The organism is Enterobacter cloacae complex sp. AR_0002, assembly GCF_001922365.1.
GTDB classification, from domain to species: Bacteria; Pseudomonadota; Gammaproteobacteria; order Enterobacterales; family Enterobacteriaceae; genus Enterobacter; species Enterobacter hormaechei_C.
Map to the genome: position 1 here is coordinate 2,255,405 of NZ_CP018814.1, position 19,012 is coordinate 2,274,416.

Here is a 19,012-nt window from a genome sequence, read left to right on the forward strand (position 1 = left end):
CATCAGGCTCTTGCTGCATGGTTACTCTTCCTTGAGTAATGCTGCGCCAAATAACTGTATTTATATACAGCCTGAAGGTATTTTAAGAATCCGTTTAGACATCCGGGAACATCACGCTATTCCCAGGCGCTTCCCTGTGCAGATGGATAAAGTTCAGGTGCCGTTCATACTGGTCCAGAATGTCCGTGATCACCTGCTCCTTGCTGTAATCCATCAGATCATTCCCCTGGCTGCCTTCCAGCAGGAACGTCTCCAGGCGGTAGTAGGTCGACTTCCCGCTGCGCGCGCGGTAGGTAAAGCCGGGTACCGAATACTGCTGCGGCCAGATCTGATAGACAAAGTTCTGCTCGTCGCCCATGTGCACCAGCAGATCCAGGTGCCCCAGATTTTCGCCCTCTTCCGGGGGCAGGTTTTTCAGCTCCACGTAGGCGCCACGCAGCCTCAGCTCCTGGGCCACCTCTTCCATCGCCGGGAAACAGACCGTCTCCATCATCTGTTTGGTGTAGCGCGTACCGGGGTAATTCATCAGGCGCGAGAGGCGTTTTTTCCAGCTCAGCCTGTCCTGCGCGCCCAGCGGACGCGGGGCGGTGTCGCGGCTGGCGCTGACGCGGCGGTAGTCTTCCACCTTAAGCGATTTATACAGCCCGGCCATCACGAAGAAGATCACGAAGCTGAACGGCAGGCCCATGATCACCGTGGTGTTCTGCAACGCAGAGATACCGTTGGTCATCAGCATGCCGAGCGTCAGCAGGCCGATGGCGACGGACCAGAAGATGCGCAGCCAGTTCGGCGCGTCGCTGTTAATGTCCTTGAGCTTCGAGGTGAAGTTCCCCAGCACCAGCGCGCCGGAGTCCGCCGAGGTGACGTAGAACAGCAGGCCGGTGATGGTCGCTACGGACGCGCTAAAGGTGAACGCCGGGTACTGCGCCAGCAGGCTGTAGAAGCCGCGCTCCGGGTGCGCCATCGCTTCCTGGGCAAAAGTCGCATTGCCGTGGATGATCTCGTGCAGCGCGCTGTTGCCGAAAATCGACAGCCACAGCAGGGTAAAGGTGAACGGGATGATCAGCGTGCCCATCACGAACTGACGGATGGTGCGCCCACGCGAAATACGCGCCAGGAACAGGCCGACAAACGGCGACCACGCCACCCACCACGCCCAGAAGAACAGCGTCCAGTTGTTCATCCACTCTGTCGGACGGTCAAAGGCGAAGCTGTTCAGCGTCATGCCCATAAAGCGGTTCACGTAATCACCCACGTTCAGTACCAAAGCATTGAGCAGGAACGAGGTGTCGCCCATAAACAGCACGAACAGGATCAGCCCCAGCGCCAGCGCGACGTTCAGTTCGGAGAGCACGCGAATCCCTTTATCCACGCCGGAGGTCACCGAGATGGTGGCGATAATCACCGACAGCGCAATCAGCGCCGCCTTCGCCGCCATCGAATCCGGGATGTCAAACAGCACGCTCAGCCCGTAGTTAAGCTGCACCACGCCAATTCCGAGCGTGGTGGCGATGCCGAAGATGGTGCCGATCACCGCCGCAATGTCGACGCTGTGGCCAATCGGACCGTTGATCTTTTTGCCGAAAATCGGGTACAGCGCGGAGCGGATGGTAAGGGGCAAATTATAACGATAGCTAAAGTATCCGAGCGCCATGCCCATCAGAGCATACATCGACCAGCCCGTCAGGCCGTAGTGGAACAGCGTCCAGACCATCGCCTGGCGCGCGGCCTCCATCGTCTGCCCTGCCCCTTCCGGCGGCTGCATATATTGCGTGACCGGTTCCGCCACGGAGAAGAACATCAGGTCGATGCCGATGCCTGCGGCAAACAGCATTGCGGCCCAGCTCAGCAGGCTGAACTCGGGCTTGGACTGCTCTGGCCCGAGCTTCACCGACCCAAAGCGCGAGCAGGCAATGCAGACCACGAACACGATGTAAAGCGTCGCCGCCAGCAGATAGTACCAGCCGAAGGTCTTTGACACCCAGTCCAGAGTGCGCCCAATCCACTCGGCAGAAAAATCACGAAAGAAGATGGTCGTCAGGGAAAACAACAAAATCAGCCCGGCGGACGTATAAAAAACGACCGGGTTGATTTTGTCTTTTTCTCTGTCTTGTGAAAGGTCTGTCATCCAGTATCCCCACTGTTTTTGTAACTATTGAAATCCAAAATCGCAACAATTAAGACACATTTTATATTGAACGTCCAATCAAAAACCGCTTTAATAGATTACCAACGCTGATGAATGGAGTGGCAAAAATGCCCAAAGTGGGGATGCAGCCGATCCGGCGCAGGCAGCTAATCGATGCCACGCTGGAAGCAATTAATGAAGTGGGAATGCATGACGCAACCATCGCGCAGATCGCCCGTCGGGCGGGCGTATCCACGGGGATCATCAGCCACTATTTCAAAGATAAAAACGGTCTGCTGGAAGCGACCATGCGCGACATCACCGGTCAGCTGCGCGACGCGGTATTAAGCCGTTTACGCGCCCTGCCGGACGGCAGTGCAGAGCAGCGCTTGCAGGCGATTGTCGGCGGCAATTTTGATGAAACTCAGGTTAGCGGCGCGGCGATGAAGGCCTGGCTGGCCTTCTGGGCCAGCAGCATGCATCAGCCGATGCTCTACCGTTTGCAGCAGGTCAGCAGCCGTCGGTTGCTCTCAAACCTGGTGTACGAGTTCCGCCGCGAGCTGCCGCGTGAACAGGCTGAAGAGGCGGGCTACGGGCTCGCCGCACTGATTGACGGGCTGTGGCTGCGCGCTGCGCTCAGCGGCAAACCGCTGGATAAAACCCTGGCCCAGTCGCTTACCAGCCACTTTATCAGCCAGCATTTACCGACCGACTAACCGAGGAGAATTTATGTCCCGAATGGCAGAACAGCAGCTTTATATCAATGGTGGTTATACATCCGCCACCAGCGGTCGCACCTTCGAGACCATCAACCCGGCGAACGGTGAAGTTCTGGCGACCGTGCAGGCCGCCGGGCGCGAAGACGTGGACCGCGCCGTCGAAAGCGCAAAGCGCGGGCAAAAAATCTGGGCGGCGATGACCGCCATGGAGCGCTCGCGCATCCTGCGTCGCGCCGTCGATATCCTGCGCGAGCGTAACGACGAGCTGGCAACGCTGGAAACCCTCGACACCGGTAAAGCGTATTCCGAAACCTCGACCGTCGACATCGTCACCGGCGCGGACGTGCTGGAGTACTACGCGGGGCTGATCCCGGCGCTGGAGGGCAGCCAGATCCCGCTGCGCGACACCTCGTTCGTCTACACCCGCCGCGAGCCGCTGGGCGTGGTGGCGGGCATCGGCGCGTGGAACTACCCGATCCAGATCGCCCTGTGGAAATCCGCGCCGGCGCTGGCGGCGGGCAACGCAATGATCTTCAAGCCGAGCGAAGTGACACCGCTTACCGCCCTGAAGCTTGCTGAAATCTACACCGAAGCGGGCCTGCCGGACGGCGTGTTTAACGTCCTGCCGGGCGTAGGCGCGGAGACCGGCCAGTACCTGACCGAGCATCCGGGCATCGCGAAAGTCTCCTTTACCGGCGGCGTCGCCAGCGGCAAAAAGGTGATGGCCAACTCGGCGGCCTCGTCCCTGAAAGAGGTGACGATGGAGCTGGGCGGTAAATCCCCGCTGATAGTGTTTGACGATGCGGATCTGGATCTCGCGGCAGATATCGCCATGATGGCCAACTTCTTCAGCTCCGGCCAGGTGTGCACCAATGGCACCCGCGTGTTCGTGCCCGCGAAGTTCAAAGCCGCGTTTGAGCAAAAAATCGTTGAGCGCGTGGGCCGCATCCGCGCGGGCGATCTGTTCGATGAAGCTACCAACTTTGGTCCGATGGTCAGCTTCCCGCACCGGGACAGCGTGATGCGCTACATCGCCAAAGGCAAAGAGGAAGGCGCGCGCGTGCTGTGCGGCGGCGACGTGCTGAAGGGCGAAGGCTTCGATAACGGCGCGTGGGTGGCCCCAACCGTGTTCACCGACTGCACCGACGAGATGACCATCGTGCGCGAAGAGATCTTCGGCCCGGTGATGTCCATCCTCACCTATGAGTCCATTGAGGAAGCGATTCGCCGCGCCAACGACACCGACTACGGGCTGGCGGCAGGCATCGTCACGACCGACCTGAACCGCGCCCACGGCGCCATTCATCAGCTCGAAGCGGGCATCTGCTGGATCAACACCTGGGGCGAATCCGCCGCAGAGATGCCGGTGGGCGGCTACAAACACTCCGGCATTGGCCGTGAGAACGGCGTCATGACGCTTCAGAGTTACACCCAGGTGAAGTCCATCCAGGTTGAGATGGGTAAATTCCAGTCCATATTTTAACCGGGAGGTTTATTTGCAATTTGACTACATCATTATCGGGGCCGGCTCTGCCGGCAACGTACTGGCAACACGACTGACTGAAGATCCAAACACCACCGTCCTGCTGCTTGAGGCGGGCGGGCCGGACTACCGCTTTGACTTCCGCACCCAGATGCCTGCCGCGCTGGCCTTCCCGTTGCAGGGCAAGCGCTACAACTGGGCGTATGAAACCGAGCCAGAGCCTTTCATGAACAACCGCCGCATGGAGTGCGGACGGGGTAAAGGGCTGGGCGGCTCGTCGCTGATCAACGGCATGTGCTACGTGCGCGGCAATGCAATGGATCTGGACAACTGGGCGAAAGAACCGGGTCTGGAGCACTGGAGCTATCTCAACTGCCTGCCCTACTACCGCAAGGCAGAGACCCGCGACGTGGGGCCGAACGACTACCACGGCGGCGACGGTCCGGTGAGCGTCACCACCTCTAAGCCGGGTGTGAACCCGCTATTTGAAGCGATGGTGGAGGCAGGCGTGCAGGCGGGCTACCCGCGCACCGACGATCTCAACGGCTATCAGCAGGAAGGCTTTGGCCCGATGGATCGCACGGTCACGCCGCAGGGCCGACGCGCCAGCACCGCGCGCGGCTATCTGGATCAGGCCAAACCGCGCCCGAATCTGACCATCCGCACCCACGCCATGACCGATCACATTATCTTTGACGGCAAGCGCGCGGTGGGCGTCGAGTGGCTGGAAGGCGAAAGCACCATTCCGTCAAAAGCGACAGCGAAGAAAGAGGTACTGTTGTGCGCGGGCGCCATCGCGTCTCCGCAGATCCTCCAGCGCTCCGGCGTGGGCAACGCTGAACTGCTGAAGCAGTTTGATATCCCGCTGGTACATGATTTACCCGGAGTGGGTGAAAACTTGCAGGATCACCTGGAGATGTATCTTCAGTATGAATGTAAGGAGCCGGTCTCCCTCTACCCTGCCCTGCAATGGTGGAACCAGCCGAAGATTGGCGCGGAGTGGCTGTTTGGCGGCACGGGCGTGGGCGCGAGCAACCACTTCGAAGCAGGCGGGTTTATCCGCAGCCGCGAGGAGTTCGAGTGGCCGAACATTCAGTATCACTTCCTGCCGGTGGCGATTAACTACAACGGCTCGAACGCGGTGAAAGAGCATGGTTTTCAGTGCCACGTTGGATCCATGCGCTCCCCGAGCCGCGGCCACGTGCGCATCAAGTCGCGCGATCCGCACCAGCATCCGGCGATCCTGTTCAACTACATGTCCCACGAGCAGGACTGGCAGGAGTTCCGCGACGCGATCCGCATCACCCGCGAGATCATGCACCAGCCTGCGCTGGACAAGTATCGCGGTCGTGAAATCAGCCCGGGCGTCGAATGCCAGACCGACGAACAGCTGGACGAGTTCGTGCGCAACCACGCCGAAACCGCCTTCCACCCGTGCGGTACCTGCAAGATGGGCTACGACGAAATGGCGGTGGTCGACGGCGAAGGCCGCGTTCACGGGCTGGAAGGGTTACGCGTAGTGGATGCGTCGATTATGCCGCAGATTATCACCGGCAACCTGAACGCCACCACCATCATGATTGGCGAAAAGATTGCCGACGCCATTCGCGGGCGCGAGCCGCTGGCGAAGAGCACGGCGGCGTATTATGTGGCGAACGGGGCGCCGGGGCGCCGCTGAGTGCGAACTTCTCCCCTCACCCTAACCCTCTCCCCAAAGGGGAGAGGGAACTTGAACACCCTCTCCCCTTTGGGGAGAGGGTTGAGGTGAGGGGTAAGGCTTTTACGTCCGAAATTCCTCTAACCGCCTGACCTGCCGCCCTTCCCCGTCAAAATTCTCCGCTGCCAGCCAGGCCCGCAGAGCCGCATCCTTTTCCGGCCATTCGCCGTCAATAATCGAAAGCATATCGCTGTCGCGGTTGCGGCCTTTACGCACCAGCTTCTGGCGCAGGCGCCCTTCCCAGACAAACCCCAGCCGCTCCGCCGCGTTGCGTGAGGCGATGTTCATCGAATCGCACTTCCACTCCAGCCGGCGATATTGATGCTCAAAGGCATTTTTCAGCAGCAGCCACACCGCTTCGGTACCCACGCGGGTGCCCTTCATTCTGCGCGACCAGGTGACGTGGCCGATCTCAACCGAGCCCTGGAAGCGTTCTATCGCCATATAGCTGACCAGCCCTACCGCCTTTTCGGTGCGCAGATCGATAACGGCAAAGGGCACCAGGTCGTCATCCAGCACCTTTCCCAGCACCCAGTGCGCAGTGGCCTCAACGCTCACAGGCTGGGTGCTGGCAAGCCACGTCCAGTCGCTGTCGTCACCCAGCGCATAGGCTTCAAACAAATCAGCCGAATGGCGGTCAGCATCCAGCGGCTCCAGGCGGCAATACTGGCCGGTGAGCAGAGTACGGGTTAACGCGCGGGCGCATTTCCAGTCCGGGACAATATCGTTAACGGTTTGACCATGTTGATTGATTTCGGGCACGGCAGTGACTCCCTGAAAGGTAAGGATTTTGTTATAGCAGGTTAAAAAGCGAACGAAAAGAGAGGTGACTCATAACCAGACCGAATGCGTTATTCCCGGATGGCATAAGCAAAGCAGAATTTCGACTTTGAGGAAATCCTCAGCCAGCCTACCGTAACGGTGCATAAAACAATCACAATATATTTTCTTCAGGGATCGCTATGACTAAAAAACTGCTGCCGTTACTGGTGCTGGCTGCGCTCTCAAGCGCTGCTCACGCCGCTACCCCGCCCAACACGCTGGTTGTCGCCCAGGGTCTGGATGATATCGTGAGCCTTGACCCGGCCGAAGCCAACGAGCTTTCCAGCATCCAGACCGTGCCGAGCCTGTACCAGCGTCTGGTACAGCCGGACCGCGATAATCCGGAAAAAATCACGCCGGTTCTGGCAGAAAGCTGGGACGCGGACGCGGCAGCAAAAACCCTGACCATCAAGCTTAAACCCGATGCGAAATTCTCCTCCGGCAACCCGCTGCGCCCGGAAGACGTGATCTTCTCTTATACCCGCGCCGTGACGCTGAACAAATCCCCGGCGTTTATCCTCAACGTACTGGGCTGGGACGCCAGCAACATCGCCAGCCAGCTAAAGAAAGTGGACGACCATACCCTCACGCTTCACTGGACGGCCGACGTTAGCCCGTCGGTGGCGCTGAATATTCTCTCCACGCCGATTGCCTCCATCGTCGATGAAAAACAGGTTGCGGCGAACGTGAAGGATAACGACTTCGGCAACGCGTGGTTAAAAATGCACTCTGCGGGCAGCGGCGCGTTCAAAATGCGCGTTTACCAGCCGCATCAGGCCATCGTGCTGGAAGCCAACGACTCCGCGCCCGGCGGCGCGCCGAAGCTTAAAAGCATCATCATTAAAAACGTCCCCGATCCCGCTTCCCGCCGCCTGCTGATCCAGCAGGGTGATGCGGACGTGGCGCGCGATCTGGGTGCAGACCAGATAAGCGCCCTCAGCGGCAAGCCGGGCGTGAAGGTACTGAGCATCCCTTCTGCCGAGCAAAACTATCTGGTGTTTAACACCGGCAACAGCGCTAACCCGCTGCTGAATAATCCAGCGTTCTGGGAAGCCTCGCGCTGGCTGGTGGATTATGAAGGCATCACCAAAGACCTGCTGAAAGGCCAGTATTTTGTTCATCAGAGCTTCCTGCCGGTCGGCCTGCCGGGCGCGCTGGAGGACAATCCGTTCACGTTTGACCCGGCAAAAGCAAAAGCGATCCTCGCCAAGGCGGGCATCAAAGACGCGCATTTCACGCTGGACGTGGAGAATAAACCACCGTTCATCACCATCGCGCAATCCATGCAGGCGAGCTTTGCTCAGGGTGGCGTGAAGGTGGATCTGCTGCCCGCTGCGGGTAGCCAGGTGTACGCCCGCGTGCGCGCTAAGCAGCATCAGGCGGCGATTCGTCTGTGGATCCCGGATTACTTCGATGCGCACTCCAACGCCAGCGCCTTCGCGTGGAACGACGGGAAGTCCAGCACCGTGGCCGGTCTGAACGGCTGGAAAATCCCGGAGCTGAACAAGGCCACGCTGGCGGCGGTTGCCGAGCCGGATCCGGCGAAACGTCTGGATCTGTATAAGAAGATGCAGGAACAGTTACAGCATAACTCGCCGTACGTGTTCGTTGACCAGGGCAAAACTCAGATCGTGGTGCGCGATAACGTGAAGGGGTATCAGCAGGGGCTGAACGCGGATATGGTCTGGTACGATCGCGTTATGAAGTAGCTTTTCCCCCCTCTCCCTCTCCCGTGGGAGAGGGGGTCGTTCGTGCATATTTTCAGGATAACGATTTTCCCATGCCACATCTTTCCACCCGCGTGCTTCAGGGTCTGCTGACTCTCCTGCTCACGCTGTTCGGGCTACTGCTGGTCACGTTTGCGCTCTCTGCCTTTTCCCCGGTCGATCGCGTATTGCAGATCGTCGGCGATCACGCCAGCCAGTCCACTTACGATCAGGTTCGCCAGCAGCTTGGGCTGGATCGGCCCCTGCCGGTGCAGTTCTGGCACTACCTGCAAAACCTCGCTCACGGGGATTTAGGCACCGCCAGCGCTACCGGTCAGCCGGTATTGCAGGACCTGCTGCACGCCTTTCCCGCCACGCTGGAACTGGCAACGCTGGCGCTAATTATCGGCACAGTACTCGGCGTAATTGCGGGTGTGCTGTGCGCCCGCTACGCCGGTTCGCCACTGGACTTAGCGATCAGAACGCTCACCCTGCTCGGCAATTCGGTGCCGATATTCTGGCTCGGCCTGCTGATGCTGGCTCTGTTCTACGCGAAACTACAGTGGAGCGCTGGCCCCGGCAGGCTGGACGACATCTGGCAATTCACCGTCGAGCCACGAACCGGATTTGCGCTGGTAGATACCTGGCTTTCCGGCGACCGCGAGGCGTTCCGCAACGCCATCAGCCACCTGGTGCTGCCGGTGCTGCTGCTGGCCTACTACTCGCTGGCAAGTATCACCCGCCTGACGCGCTCCGCCTGTCTGAGCGAGATGAACAAAGAGTACATATTGCTCGCCCGCGCCAAGGGCGCCGGAGAGATGACCATCCTGCTGCGTCACGTGCTGCCGAACATTCGCAGCACGCTGCTGACGGTGATTGCGCTGGCCTACACCAGCATGCTGGAGGGCGCGGTATTAACCGAAACCGTCTTCTCGTGGCCGGGCATCGGGCGCTACCTCACCACGGCCCTGTTCGCCGGTGACACCACCGCCGTGATGGGCGGCACGCTGCTGATTGGCGTCTGCTTTGTTCTGATCAATAACCTTACCGACCTGCTTGTGCGGGCGACCGATCCCAGGGTGCGCTAATGCCGTTTTATCTCTTCTTACGCCGCCTGCGCCGCTCCCCTGCCGCGTTTTGCGGGCTGATCGCCATCGCGCTGCTGGTGCTTATTGCTCTGTTCGCGCCGTGGCTTGCGCCGCAGGATCCCAACTGGCAGGACGCCGCCGCGCGTCTGCAACCGCCCAACGCGCAGCACTGGCTGGGTACTGACAGCTATGGGCGGGATCTGCTCTCCCGATTAATCTACGGCACCCGTCCGGCACTGGGGCTGGTGGCCTTAGTCACCGTTATTACCCTCCCCGCCGGTCTGCTGGTGGGGATTTTGTCAGGCTACTACGGCGGCTGGATGGAGCGCATCCTGATGCGCTTTTCCGACGTGGTGATGTCGATGCCGCGCCTGATCCTCGCCTTCGCGTTTGTGGCGATGCTCGGCCCGGGGCTGGTCAACGGCGCGCTGGCGCTGGCCTTAACGACCTGGCCTGCCTATGCGCGCCAGGCGCGCAGTGAAATCCAGCGTCTGCGCCACAGCGATTATCTGGCCGCCGCGGAGATGATGGGCATTCGCGGCCCGCGCCTGCTGGTCGGCCATATTCTGCCCCTGTGCCTGCCCTCCGCGATTGTGCGACTGGCGCTGGATCTGGCCGGGATTATTCTGGCCGCTGCCGGGCTGGGCTTCCTTGGTCTGGGCGCGCGTCCACCGATGGCGGAATGGGGCGCGATGATTGCCGACGGCATGCAGGTCATTTTTGACCAGTGGTGGATTGCCGCCATTCCAGGCGGGGCGATTCTGTTTGCCAGCCTGGCCTTTAACCTGCTGGGCGATGGCCTGCGCGACGTACTGGAGCCACAGCATGACTGAACACCGCGTCATCGTCGATGCGCTGAATATCGACTACCCCGCCGCGCGCGTGGTCAACAACCTGAGCTTTACGTTGGGCAAAGAGCGGCTGGCGCTGGTAGGAGAATCCGGCTCCGGCAAGTCCATGTCTGCCCGCGCCCTGATGGGGCTGGTGCGCAAGCCCGGCATCGTGAGCGCTAAGCGGCTTAACGTGCTTGGCAACGACCTGCTGACCCTGAACAGCCGCCGCTGGCAGGCGCTGCGCGGCAACGGCATAGCGATGGTTCTACAGGACCCGCGCTACGCGCTAAACCCGGTGAAAACCGTCTCCGCCCAGCTTGATGAGGCGCTGACCCTCCATCAGCGCCTGCCCCGCGCCGAACGACTGGCGCGCATTCACGATATCATCCGCGCCGTGGGGCTGAACGAGCACGTGCTCCAGCGCTATCCCGGCGAACTTTCCGGAGGCATGGGCCAGCGGGTGATGATTGCGATGGCGCTGATCAACAACCCGCAGGTGCTGATTGCCGACGAACCGACCTCCGCGCTGGACGCCCGCCTGCGCAACCAGATCCTCGAGCTGCTGGTGCAGCAGTGCGAAGAACGCCAGATGGCGATGCTGCTCATCAGCCACGATCTGCCGCTGGTGGCGGAGCACTGCGACCGCGTGCTGGTAATGTATCAGGGTGAGAACGTTGATGAAATGGCGGCGAGCCAGTTGCCGCAGGCAACCCATCCCTACACGCGCACGCTCTGGACCTGCCGCCCGAACGCCGGGACGTTTGGCAAGATGCTGCCGACGCTCGACCGTTCGCAACCGTGGAAGGAGGACGACAATGGCACTCGTTGAGGTTAACCAGCTCCGGGTGAGTTTTGGTGAAAAAACGGCGGTTTCCGCCGCCAGTTTTGCCATCGAAAAAGGTGAAACCTTCAGCCTGATCGGTGAATCCGGCTGCGGCAAATCGACTCTTCTGCGCGTGCTGGCGGGGCTGCTGCGCGAGTGGAATGGCCACATTTCCGTCCTCGGGGAAAATTTACGGCCAGGACGACGTTTTGAAGGCGCGCTTCGCCGCAACGTGCAGATGGTGTTCCAGGATCCGTGGGCGTCTTTGCACCCGAACCACACCATTGCCCGCACCCTGTCGGAGCCGTTAAACATCCACGGCGAAAGCCAGGTTGCCGAAAAAGTGGCGGATGCGCTGCAACAGGTAGGTCTGGCTGCCGATGCGGGCAGGCGTTACCCGCATCAGCTTTCCGGCGGACAGCGTCAGCGCGTGGCCATTGCCCGCGCGCTGCTGCTGCGCCCGCAGCTTCTGCTGCTGGATGAACCGACCTCGGCGCTGGATATGTCGGTACAGGCGGAGATTCTGAACCTGCTCAACCGCCTGAAGGCGCAGCACGGCATGACCTACCTGCTGGTGAGCCACGATGCGGACGTGATTGCGCATATGTCCGACCGGGCGGCATTTATGGCGCACGGGGAGATCCAGCGGGTATTTGACCGTGAAGCAATGTTGCGGGGCGAGCACAGGATGGGGTAAACCGTGCGGCGGCGAGTGCCGCACGCATTTTGTAGGCCGGGTAAGGCGTAACCGCCACCCGGCAAAACGTTACTTCAGCAGCTTCACCGTGGCGTCGATGTCGATCTCATCTTCAGTGAAGATCAGCGTCGTGTTCTGGAAGGTAGTGATCGCCAGCTTCTTCACCGTGCGCATTTCGCCCGGCTTTTTCTCGGTTTTTGGTTTGATGCTGTTCATCAGCAGCCCCACCGACAGCACCGCGTTCTCTTTGTCGATTTTAGTATCAACGGGCTCTTCTTCGCTGAACACCACGAAGGATTTAATTGAGGTAAGCTTCACGCGCTCGCCTGCAATATAGAGGTGCTTACTTTCGGGGATCACCTTCACCGCATACGCGGAAAGGCCTTTGCTGTTGGTGGTTGGCTCGAAGGTCACCGCCGCATCTTTCTTAATCAGATCAGGGTTGGCGACCTTAATCACATGAAAGTAGCGGTTGTCGCCGTTTTCATCTTTGATAAATCCAAAGCCTTTATCTTTAAACCACGTTGTGATTGTACCGTTCATCGCTGTTACCGCCTGTCAGATCTCAAGACTAAAGTTTTGCAGCGCGCAGTGTAATGCACAATGGCTGACGAGACAAAAAAAAGCCCCTGCACGGGAGCAGGGGAAAGTTCATGTCAGAGCTTTTTAGTATTGTGTATTTAGTTGAACACCATCCCACCATCAATCAGCAGCGACTGACCAGTCATGTAGTCGGAATCCGGCCCGGCGAGGTAAGAGACGCAGGCGGCCACGTCTTCCGGCTCGGACAAACGGCCAAGCGTGATGCGTTTGGCAAAGGTTTCCGTCCCGTAGCCAAGCGGTTTACCCGCCGCCTCGGAGACCTGACGGTCGATTTCCGCCCACATCGGCGTTTTGACGATGCCCGGGCAATAGGCGTTAACGGTGATCCCCAGCGGCGCGAGATCCCGCGCGGCGGTCTGGGTTAAGCCACGCACCGCGAACTTGCTGGAGCTATAGACCGCCAGTTCCGGGTTGCCGGTATGGCCCGCCTGGGAGCAGGCGTTGATGATTTTGCCGCCGTGCCCCTCTTTGCGGAAGGCGTCAATTGCGGCCTGAATGCCCCAGATCACCCCTTTCACGTTGATGTTGTAGACCTTGTCGACAATCTCCGGCGTGATGGATTCGATGGGCGTGGACGGCGCCACCCCAGCGTTATTGACGATGACGTTAAAACCGCCCAGCGCGGTGCGGGCTTTTTCCACCGCCGCGAACACCTGCTCGCGGTCAGAGACGTCCACCTTCACGGCGACGGCCTTCCCGCCGTTGCGGGTGATCTCATCCGCGACCGCTTTCGCCGTCTCTTCGTTATAATCCGCAATAGCAACGGCAAAACCATCCTTCACCAGGCGAAGCGCGATCGCTTTGCCAATCCCCTGGCCGGAGCCGGTTACGAGAGCCACTTTTTGCATTTCTCTGTCCTTATATTGATTCACAAAATCTGGCTGAGATGGAGCTGGCCCATCAGCAGCGGGTTATCGCTGTAGTCGACGGGAATGGCCACCACGGCCGGGCCATCGACATCCATTGCGGCACGCAGCGTCGGTTCGAGCGCGTCGGCACTCTCGACGGCAAAACCTTTTGCGCCGAACGCGTCGGCATAGGCTTTGAAATCGACCGGGCCGAACTCCACGCCGGAGAGACGCTGATATTTTTTCTCCTCCTGGATGGCCACCATGTTGTAGGCGTTATCCACCCAGATGATGTGCAGAATATTGGCGTTGAGGCGTACGGCGGTTTCCAGCTCCATGCTCGACTGCAAAAAGCCGCCGTCCCCGGAGACCGACACCACCTTGCGCCCCGGGTTGACCAGCCACGCGCCAATCGCCCACGGCAGCGCCACGCCCATGGTCTGCTGACCGTTGGAGATCATCACCTGACGCGCGCGGAAGCTGTAGAGGTAGCGGGCGATCCAGATGTGGAAGCTGCCCATGTCGACGGTGAGCGTCACGTCGTTGTTCACGATGTCCTGCATGGCGCGCACGATGCGCAGCGGATGCAGGGCAAACTGGTTAAGCGATGCGCCGCGACGGTCGAGGAGGTCCCGCTGATGCTGGCGATCGACAAGAATTTCCGAGGCGCGCTGGCTGAGTTCAAGCTTGTGCTCGATTCGGCTGGCAAGCAAATTCAGCGTGGCGGCAATATCCCCAACCAGTTCCAGATCGGGAACATACTTGCGCTCCTCATAGGCGGGCAGCACGTCAATGTGCACCAGGGTGGCGTCGCCGCTGTTCCACATGGACGGCTCGTATTCCACCGGGCTGTAACCGATACAGATGATCAGATCCGCCAGATGCAGGAGCCGATCGCCCGCCTGGTTGTTAAACAGACCGACGCGTCCGGCGAAGCGGGTGAAGTGTTCCTGATTCACCGCTCCGGCGGCCTGATAGGTGCTGGTGACCGGAATACGGCTTCTCTCCAGCAGTTTATGCAGCGCGGCGCTGTTGGCGGGCTGGCTGGCCATCAGGCCGAGTAAGATGACCGGGTTTTTGGCCTTCGCGATAAGCTTCGCCACCTCGTTGATGGCTGACTCCGGCGCCGGGCCCATCAGCGCCGCAGTGCTGGCGGGTAAAATCGCCCCCGTGGTGGGCTGGTCGACAATATCCTGCGGCAGGCTGACAAACGCCCCGCCCGGCCTGCCCTGCTCGGCAGCGCGAAACGCGTTCGACACCACCTCGGCAATCGCGTCAGGCGAATTGACCTCCACGGCGTATTTGGTCACCGGGCTGAACATGGCGACGGTATCCATGCTCTGGTGCACCAGCTTCGCTTTATCTGCCCGCTTCACCGCTCCACCCAGCGCGACCACCGGGTCACCTTCGCTGTTGGCGGTGGCGATGCCGGTTATCAGGTTGGAGCAGCCCGGCCCGGATGTGACCAGCGCGACCCCGGCCTTGCCGGTTAGCCGCCCTACCGCTGCCGCCATAAACGCCGCGTTCGCCTCGTGACGCACCGGGATAATCTCGATGGAGGAGTCCAGCAGGGAGTCAAAGACCTTGTCGATTTTTGCGCCCGGTATGCCGAACACCTGCTTCACACCCTGCGCTTCCAGCTGGCCGACAACCATATCGGCGCCGTGCGCCCACTGACGTGACTGTTTCTCACTGTTCACGGTAGTTCTCCTGTTAGTTTTCGACGGCGCGGATAGCCGCATCAAGGTTGCTGGGGTGCAGATTGGCCTGTAAAAACGCGCTGTCGGCGGGCAGGTCAATCATCAGCTTGTGGATTTCGCCGAAGGTGAGCACGCCGTTCTCCAGCTGATAGTCGAGCAGATGGCCGCCGCCCTGTCGGTCGTCGGTGATAAAGTGCTCGTGATAGCCCGCCACGTTTATCCCCTGCATATGCTGCGGGGTGCGGAACCCGACCAGCACGCCCTCGCGCTGGTTAAAGCGGAACACCGGCTGGTCATCCAGCACGTCGGTCATCGCCCGGTACGGCGGCGTCTGGCGCGGTACGGTGCGGGTGTGCGCGTGGCGGAAATTGCCGTCGATGCGCAGCGCGCAGAACAGGTTATCGGAGGGGATTTGCTGGTCGATCACGTCGTGGATCTGCTGACGGCTGACCGGCCCGTCGAAGGTTTTGCGGTACTGCGGCTGGAACCAGGTCATCACCGCGAACGGCGTTTTTTGCTCCGGCTTCGCGGCGCGGGCGCTGCCGTCGGCGCGCAGCTGGTACACCTGGCTGCTGAAGGCAATCATTTCACCGTCCAGCTCGTTAAAGGTACCGAGACCAAAATCGCCGTGCGCCAGCAGGTCGGCGATGGTGGTCTCCCCTTCGTAGACGCCGCTTAGCAGGGCGCTCATTAGCGATGTCTGATAGATCACGCTGTCAGGATGCTGAGCCGAGAACCCACGCAGGGTCTCGCATAAACTCGCCTCACAGTCGCATGCAGATGAATGCATCATCATGCCCGTCCTCTTCAACTTTATTTATAAAGGTTAAATAAATGTTGACCCGATTCAGCAGAGAGTTCCAATATAGAATCCATGCTGGTTTGAGACGTTTTTGATATGGAACTTCGTTATCTGCGCTATTTTGTCGCGGTAGCACGCGAGCGACACTTCACCAGGGCGGCCAAAGCGCTGGGTATTTCACAGCCTCCTCTGAGTCAGCAGATCAAACGGCTCGAAGAGGAAGTGGGCACGCCGCTGTTCAGGCGCCTGACGCGGGGCGTGGAGCTGACCGAGGCGGGAGAAGCCTTCTATGAGGACGCCTGTAAGATCCTGGCGCTGAGCGACGCCGCGCTGGAGAAAGCCCGGGGCATCGCGCGCGGGCTGAACGGCAGCCTGTCGATTGGCATCACCAGTTCAGATGCTTTTCATCCCAAAATCTTCGCCCTGATACGTCAGTTTCAGGTACAGAACATGGCGGTGCAGGTTCACCAGGTGGAAGCCAATATGTCGTCGCTGACGACGATGCTGGCGGAGGGTGAGCTGGATATCGCCTTTGTGCGCCTGCCGTGCGAAAGCAGTAAGGTGTTCGAATTAAAAATCCTCGATCGGGAGCCGATGGTGGTGGCGCTGCATCGCGATCATCCCCTGGCGGCGTGTGGCGATCTGGCGCTGGAGGAGCTGCGGGATACGCCGGTGGTGCTGTTCCCCCAGGAGGTCGCGCCGGGGCTGTATGACCGCGTTTACGGCAGCTGCGAGCGGGCCGGGATCGATATGCAACACACGCTGCAATCTTCACAACTTTCCTCTTCCCTGAGCATGGTCTCCGCTGGCGGCGGGTTCGCGCTGGTGCCGAAATCCATGGCCGCTATTTCGCCGCCGAATGTCACCTACCATGCGCTGCGCTCGCCAGAGCTTTATACCGATATCGCACTCTGCTGGCGGCGATTTGAGCGTTCGCGGACGGTGAAGCGGTTTCTGGCGATGATGAGCGAGGGGTAGCTACGGTGTGGCTGTGCCCGGCGGCGCTGCGCTTGCGCGGGCCTACGGTTCGTGTCGCTGTTGGGGCTTTGGATTTTGTAGGCCGGGTAAGGCGCAGCCGCCACCCGGCAATGCCCTTTGGAAGCCGCCTCGCAAACCTGCAAGCAACCTTATGTAATTCAGGGGTATCCCCTTTCCTTCCTTTTTTCGCCGCCGTAAAGTGCCTGCGTTGCGGCACATCCGTAACCGGGCGTAGGAACCCGTTAGCATAACATGACATTTTTTGGACAACGAGGATGCTAAATGGCGACTACCCCTGGATTTTCATACGTACACGCTGAAGAAAGCGCTGTTAATCACCTTCTTCACCTGCAACTTCCCGATTCTGCGGATCTCTTTGAACTAACCGACACCTGTGCGGCGTACGTGAGCGTACTGGTGGAAACGGACGATGCGGTGACATTTTCCACGCTCTGTAAGCAACTGCTGGCAGCGCTGAAGCGGCTGCGGGAATGCTGCGATGCCGAACTGCCTTCGTATCTGGTTGAACAGCTGATCGCAGGGGAAAAGATCGCCTCCTGTGTGCCGGACTGCTGGCAGGATACGGCGTTGCAGGTGGACTATGCCGAGGCGTTAACGCTGGCGGTGATGGGCGGGACGTTGCCTGTGAGCGTGGCGAAAGAACTCACCGGGCTACTGCATGATATGGTCTGGCTGCTGGCGGAGTTTGTGAAGGAGCCTTATATAACGGTGCACTGAGGCGGGTGATGGGAGGCCGGAATACTGCTGGGTGATAAGCGGGATTTCGGCCTTATGCAAAGGACAACGTTGTTTGATAAATGTCCATTAGGAGCGAGGAGCAGACATTAGAAGCTATCATCTATAGTTGAAGTGCTACAGAAGATCATAAACTGTACACCTTGTTTTCAACACTCCATAATTGCTTTATGATTCAATTGTAATTTTTATGATGGAATCAAACGGATGAATCAGAAAGCATGGTCTTTTAAAGCAATAGGTAATGATGATCTCCGGTACTTTGGGAATAATGGTTATCACGATGACTCAACTAGTTTTTACCAATATGACAACTTTGTCCCAAATCATAAGCAAGTCAAAAAAGGTGATATTGTCATAGTAACTGATAGGAATAACGTTCTGGGAATATCAGTTATAGATAATTTAACATGTACCTCGTATCTAAAATCTCGTAACCGATGCCCATATGAGAATTGCACACCAGCAAAGTTGACCCTTCGAAAATCAAAAAATCCAAAGTGGCGATGCAGCAATGATCATGAATTTGAGCAGCCTAAAGTAGAAAACGTGCCGGCACTCAAATTTAAAGCTGAGTATAAGCAAAACTTTATACCCATTACTTCTATCTCACTGATGGATTTAATATCTCATACCCCGCGTTACAACGTTCAAAGTTCAATTCAAGAAATTGATTTTGAATGGGCGAGTAGCCTATTCAATGTCATCATTCAGTTGAAGCCTTCTGAAGCAGACATTGATGATACTCCCTTCGATGTAGATGATCAGCGTAAGGCGGTTCTACGGCAAATTAAGCAAAGGCGTGGACAAAAAACTTTCCGTGACACTTTGTTAACTCAAGAGGCAAAATGTGCGGTGAGTGGCTGTGAAATCGTTGATATCCTCGAAGCGGCACATATCACTGCATACAAAAACGATACACATAATCATGTAAGTAATGGACTATTGTTGCGTTGTGATATGCATACTCTTTACGATCTGGACCTATTTGCAATCGAACCGGATTCCTTCGTAATTTACTTCGCCCCACAGATCAAAGATAAAGAGTACGTAAGATATCATGGTAAAAAGCTACATGTAACCTATAAAATTAACCACGGAGCTCTTGTCGAAAGATGGAAAAGGTTTACTAAAAAATTTGATTTGAATGAAGTGAGCTCGCTAAATTTTATCATACATAGTTAAAAAACAACCTCACAAATTTTATATTTAATTAAGCAATTATCATGTTTATAGTCCACTCTTAACCAAGAGTGGACTTGATTTAATTCCATCAATTCCGCAAGGAGCGAGGAAGGTACGTTGCTGG

17 protein-coding genes are annotated in these 19,012 nt (G+C 58.5%); 11 read left to right on the top strand and 6 right to left on the bottom strand.

Annotated features, from left to right (window positions below; translation table 11 throughout):
- Positions 1 to 94: 94 nt before the first annotated feature.
- On the bottom strand, positions 95 to 2,128 hold the full coding sequence (gene betT, locus AM329_RS11120; RefSeq protein ID WP_032608807.1) for a choline BCCT transporter BetT: 2,034 nt from the start codon (positions 2,126 to 2,128) through the stop codon (positions 95 to 97).
- Between the two features lie 128 nt (positions 2,129 to 2,256).
- Between betT and betI the strand changes: the two genes are divergently transcribed.
- The 3 genes from betI to betA are packed head-to-tail and all read left to right on the top strand — an operon-like array spanning position 2,257 to position 6,008.
- Positions 2,257 to 2,844, top strand: coding sequence for a transcriptional regulator BetI (betI, locus tag AM329_RS11125; protein WP_003858827.1), 588 nt, complete (start codon positions 2,257 to 2,259; stop codon positions 2,842 to 2,844).
- Positions 2,845 to 2,857: 13 nt separating this feature from the next.
- Positions 2,858 to 4,330 carry a betaine-aldehyde dehydrogenase gene (gene betB / locus AM329_RS11130; protein WP_022650555.1) on the top strand — a complete coding sequence of 491 codons (1,473 nt, stop codon included), beginning with the start codon at positions 2,858 to 2,860 and terminating at the stop codon, positions 4,328 to 4,330.
- A 13-nt stretch (positions 4,331 to 4,343) separates the two neighbouring features.
- Positions 4,344 to 6,008: a choline dehydrogenase gene (betA, locus tag AM329_RS11135; protein ID WP_032608805.1), complete on the top strand. Its 1,665-nt coding sequence runs from the start codon at positions 4,344 to 4,346 to the stop codon at positions 6,006 to 6,008.
- A gap of 102 nt (positions 6,009 to 6,110) precedes the next feature.
- Here the strand turns inward: betA and AM329_RS11140 are convergent, their stop codons facing one another.
- Positions 6,111 to 6,809 carry a GNAT family N-acetyltransferase gene (locus AM329_RS11140; RefSeq protein WP_003858833.1) on the bottom strand — a complete coding sequence of 233 codons (699 nt, stop codon included), beginning with the start codon at positions 6,807 to 6,809 and terminating at the stop codon, positions 6,111 to 6,113.
- Positions 6,810 to 7,009: 200 nt separating this feature from the next.
- Between AM329_RS11140 and AM329_RS11145 the strand changes: the two genes are divergently transcribed.
- From AM329_RS11145 to AM329_RS11165, 5 genes are all read left to right on the top strand, one after another.
- Positions 7,010 to 8,578 carry an ABC transporter substrate-binding protein gene (locus tag AM329_RS11145; protein WP_032608803.1) on the top strand — a complete coding sequence of 523 codons (1,569 nt, stop codon included), beginning with the start codon at positions 7,010 to 7,012 and terminating at the stop codon, positions 8,576 to 8,578.
- A gap of 71 nt (positions 8,579 to 8,649) precedes the next feature.
- The gene (locus AM329_RS11150) at positions 8,650 to 9,663 is read left to right on the top strand and encodes an ABC transporter permease (protein WP_022650553.1); all 1,014 of its coding nucleotides are present in this window, start codon (positions 8,650 to 8,652) and stop codon (positions 9,661 to 9,663) included.
- Positions 9,663 to 10,496: an ABC transporter permease gene (locus AM329_RS11155; RefSeq protein WP_023324282.1), complete on the top strand. Its 834-nt coding sequence runs from the start codon at positions 9,663 to 9,665 to the stop codon at positions 10,494 to 10,496. The genes AM329_RS11150 and AM329_RS11155 overlap by 1 nt, the downstream gene beginning before the upstream one ends.
- Positions 10,489 to 11,325 (top strand): ABC transporter ATP-binding protein, encoded by an 837-nt coding sequence (locus tag AM329_RS11160; protein ID WP_032608801.1) that lies wholly within the window; start codon positions 10,489 to 10,491, stop codon positions 11,323 to 11,325. The genes AM329_RS11155 and AM329_RS11160 overlap by 8 nt, the downstream gene beginning before the upstream one ends.
- Positions 11,312 to 12,016 carry an ABC transporter ATP-binding protein gene (locus tag AM329_RS11165; RefSeq protein ID WP_022650552.1) on the top strand — a complete coding sequence of 235 codons (705 nt, stop codon included), beginning with the start codon at positions 11,312 to 11,314 and terminating at the stop codon, positions 12,014 to 12,016. The genes AM329_RS11160 and AM329_RS11165 overlap by 14 nt, the downstream gene beginning before the upstream one ends.
- 69 nt (positions 12,017 to 12,085) lie before the next feature.
- On the opposite strand, the gene AM329_RS11170 is transcribed toward AM329_RS11165, so the two are convergent.
- The 4 genes from AM329_RS11170 to budA all read right to left on the bottom strand — a co-directional run bounded on the left by AM329_RS11170 (position 12,086) and on the right by budA (position 15,960).
- Positions 12,086 to 12,559 carry a cold-shock protein gene (locus tag AM329_RS11170; RefSeq protein WP_032608799.1) on the bottom strand — a complete coding sequence of 158 codons (474 nt, stop codon included), beginning with the start codon at positions 12,557 to 12,559 and terminating at the stop codon, positions 12,086 to 12,088.
- A 137-nt stretch (positions 12,560 to 12,696) separates the two neighbouring features.
- Positions 12,697 to 13,467: a (S)-acetoin forming diacetyl reductase gene (locus AM329_RS11175; protein WP_003858846.1), complete on the bottom strand. Its 771-nt coding sequence runs from the start codon at positions 13,465 to 13,467 to the stop codon at positions 12,697 to 12,699.
- A gap of 20 nt (positions 13,468 to 13,487) precedes the next feature.
- The gene (alsS, locus tag AM329_RS11180; RefSeq protein WP_226860953.1) at positions 13,488 to 15,122 is read right to left on the bottom strand and encodes an acetolactate synthase AlsS; all 1,635 of its coding nucleotides are present in this window, start codon (positions 15,120 to 15,122) and stop codon (positions 13,488 to 13,490) included.
- Between the two features lie 58 nt (positions 15,123 to 15,180).
- On the bottom strand, positions 15,181 to 15,960 hold the full coding sequence (gene budA / locus AM329_RS11185) for an acetolactate decarboxylase (protein WP_003858848.1): 780 nt from the start codon (positions 15,958 to 15,960) through the stop codon (positions 15,181 to 15,183).
- A gap of 105 nt (positions 15,961 to 16,065) precedes the next feature.
- On the opposite strand from budA, the gene AM329_RS11190 reads away from it, so the two are divergent.
- The 3 genes from AM329_RS11190 (at position 16,066) to AM329_RS11200 (ending at position 18,888) form a co-directional block, all read left to right on the top strand.
- Positions 16,066 to 16,947 carry a LysR family transcriptional regulator gene (locus AM329_RS11190; protein WP_022650550.1) on the top strand — a complete coding sequence of 294 codons (882 nt, stop codon included), beginning with the start codon at positions 16,066 to 16,068 and terminating at the stop codon, positions 16,945 to 16,947.
- A gap of 282 nt (positions 16,948 to 17,229) precedes the next feature.
- A complete protein-coding gene (locus tag AM329_RS11195; RefSeq protein WP_032608797.1) occupies positions 17,230 to 17,685 on the top strand; it encodes a hypothetical protein in 456 nt (151 codons plus the stop codon).
- Positions 17,686 to 17,910: 225 nt separating this feature from the next.
- Positions 17,911 to 18,888 (top strand): HNH endonuclease, encoded by a 978-nt coding sequence (locus AM329_RS11200; RefSeq protein ID WP_032608796.1) that lies wholly within the window; start codon positions 17,911 to 17,913, stop codon positions 18,886 to 18,888.
- Positions 18,889 to 19,012: the final 124 nt, after the last annotated feature.

Excerpts from the sequence above, each read along its gene's own strand:
- betT (WP_032608807.1), bottom strand. The coding sequence starts at position 2,128 with ATGACAGACCTTTCACAAGACAGAGAAAAAGACAAAATCAACCCGGTC.
- betI (WP_003858827.1), top strand. The coding sequence starts at position 2,257 with ATGCCCAAAGTGGGGATGCAGCCGATCCGGCGCAGGCAGCTAATCGAT.
- betB (WP_022650555.1), top strand. The coding sequence starts at position 2,858 with ATGTCCCGAATGGCAGAACAGCAGCTTTATATCAATGGTGGTTATACA.
- AM329_RS11145 (WP_032608803.1), top strand. The coding sequence starts at position 7,010 with ATGACTAAAAAACTGCTGCCGTTACTGGTGCTGGCTGCGCTCTCAAGC.
- AM329_RS11150 (WP_022650553.1), top strand. The coding sequence starts at position 8,650 with ATGCCACATCTTTCCACCCGCGTGCTTCAGGGTCTGCTGACTCTCCTG.
- AM329_RS11155 (WP_023324282.1), top strand. The coding sequence starts at position 9,663 with ATGCCGTTTTATCTCTTCTTACGCCGCCTGCGCCGCTCCCCTGCCGCG.
- AM329_RS11160 (WP_032608801.1), top strand. The coding sequence starts at position 10,489 with ATGACTGAACACCGCGTCATCGTCGATGCGCTGAATATCGACTACCCC.
- AM329_RS11165 (WP_022650552.1), top strand. The coding sequence starts at position 11,312 with ATGGCACTCGTTGAGGTTAACCAGCTCCGGGTGAGTTTTGGTGAAAAA.
- AM329_RS11170 (WP_032608799.1), bottom strand. The coding sequence starts at position 12,559 with ATGAACGGTACAATCACAACGTGGTTTAAAGATAAAGGCTTTGGATTT.
- AM329_RS11175 (WP_003858846.1), bottom strand. The coding sequence starts at position 13,467 with ATGCAAAAAGTGGCTCTCGTAACCGGCTCCGGCCAGGGGATTGGCAAA.
- alsS (WP_226860953.1), bottom strand. The coding sequence starts at position 15,122 with ATGGTTGTCGGCCAGCTGGAAGCGCAGGGTGTGAAGCAGGTGTTCGGC.
- budA (WP_003858848.1), bottom strand. The coding sequence starts at position 15,960 with ATGATGCATTCATCTGCATGCGACTGTGAGGCGAGTTTATGCGAGACC.
- AM329_RS11190 (WP_022650550.1), top strand. The coding sequence starts at position 16,066 with ATGGAACTTCGTTATCTGCGCTATTTTGTCGCGGTAGCACGCGAGCGA.
- AM329_RS11195 (WP_032608797.1), top strand. The coding sequence starts at position 17,230 with ATGGCGACTACCCCTGGATTTTCATACGTACACGCTGAAGAAAGCGCT.
- AM329_RS11200 (WP_032608796.1), top strand. The coding sequence starts at position 17,911 with ATGAATCAGAAAGCATGGTCTTTTAAAGCAATAGGTAATGATGATCTC.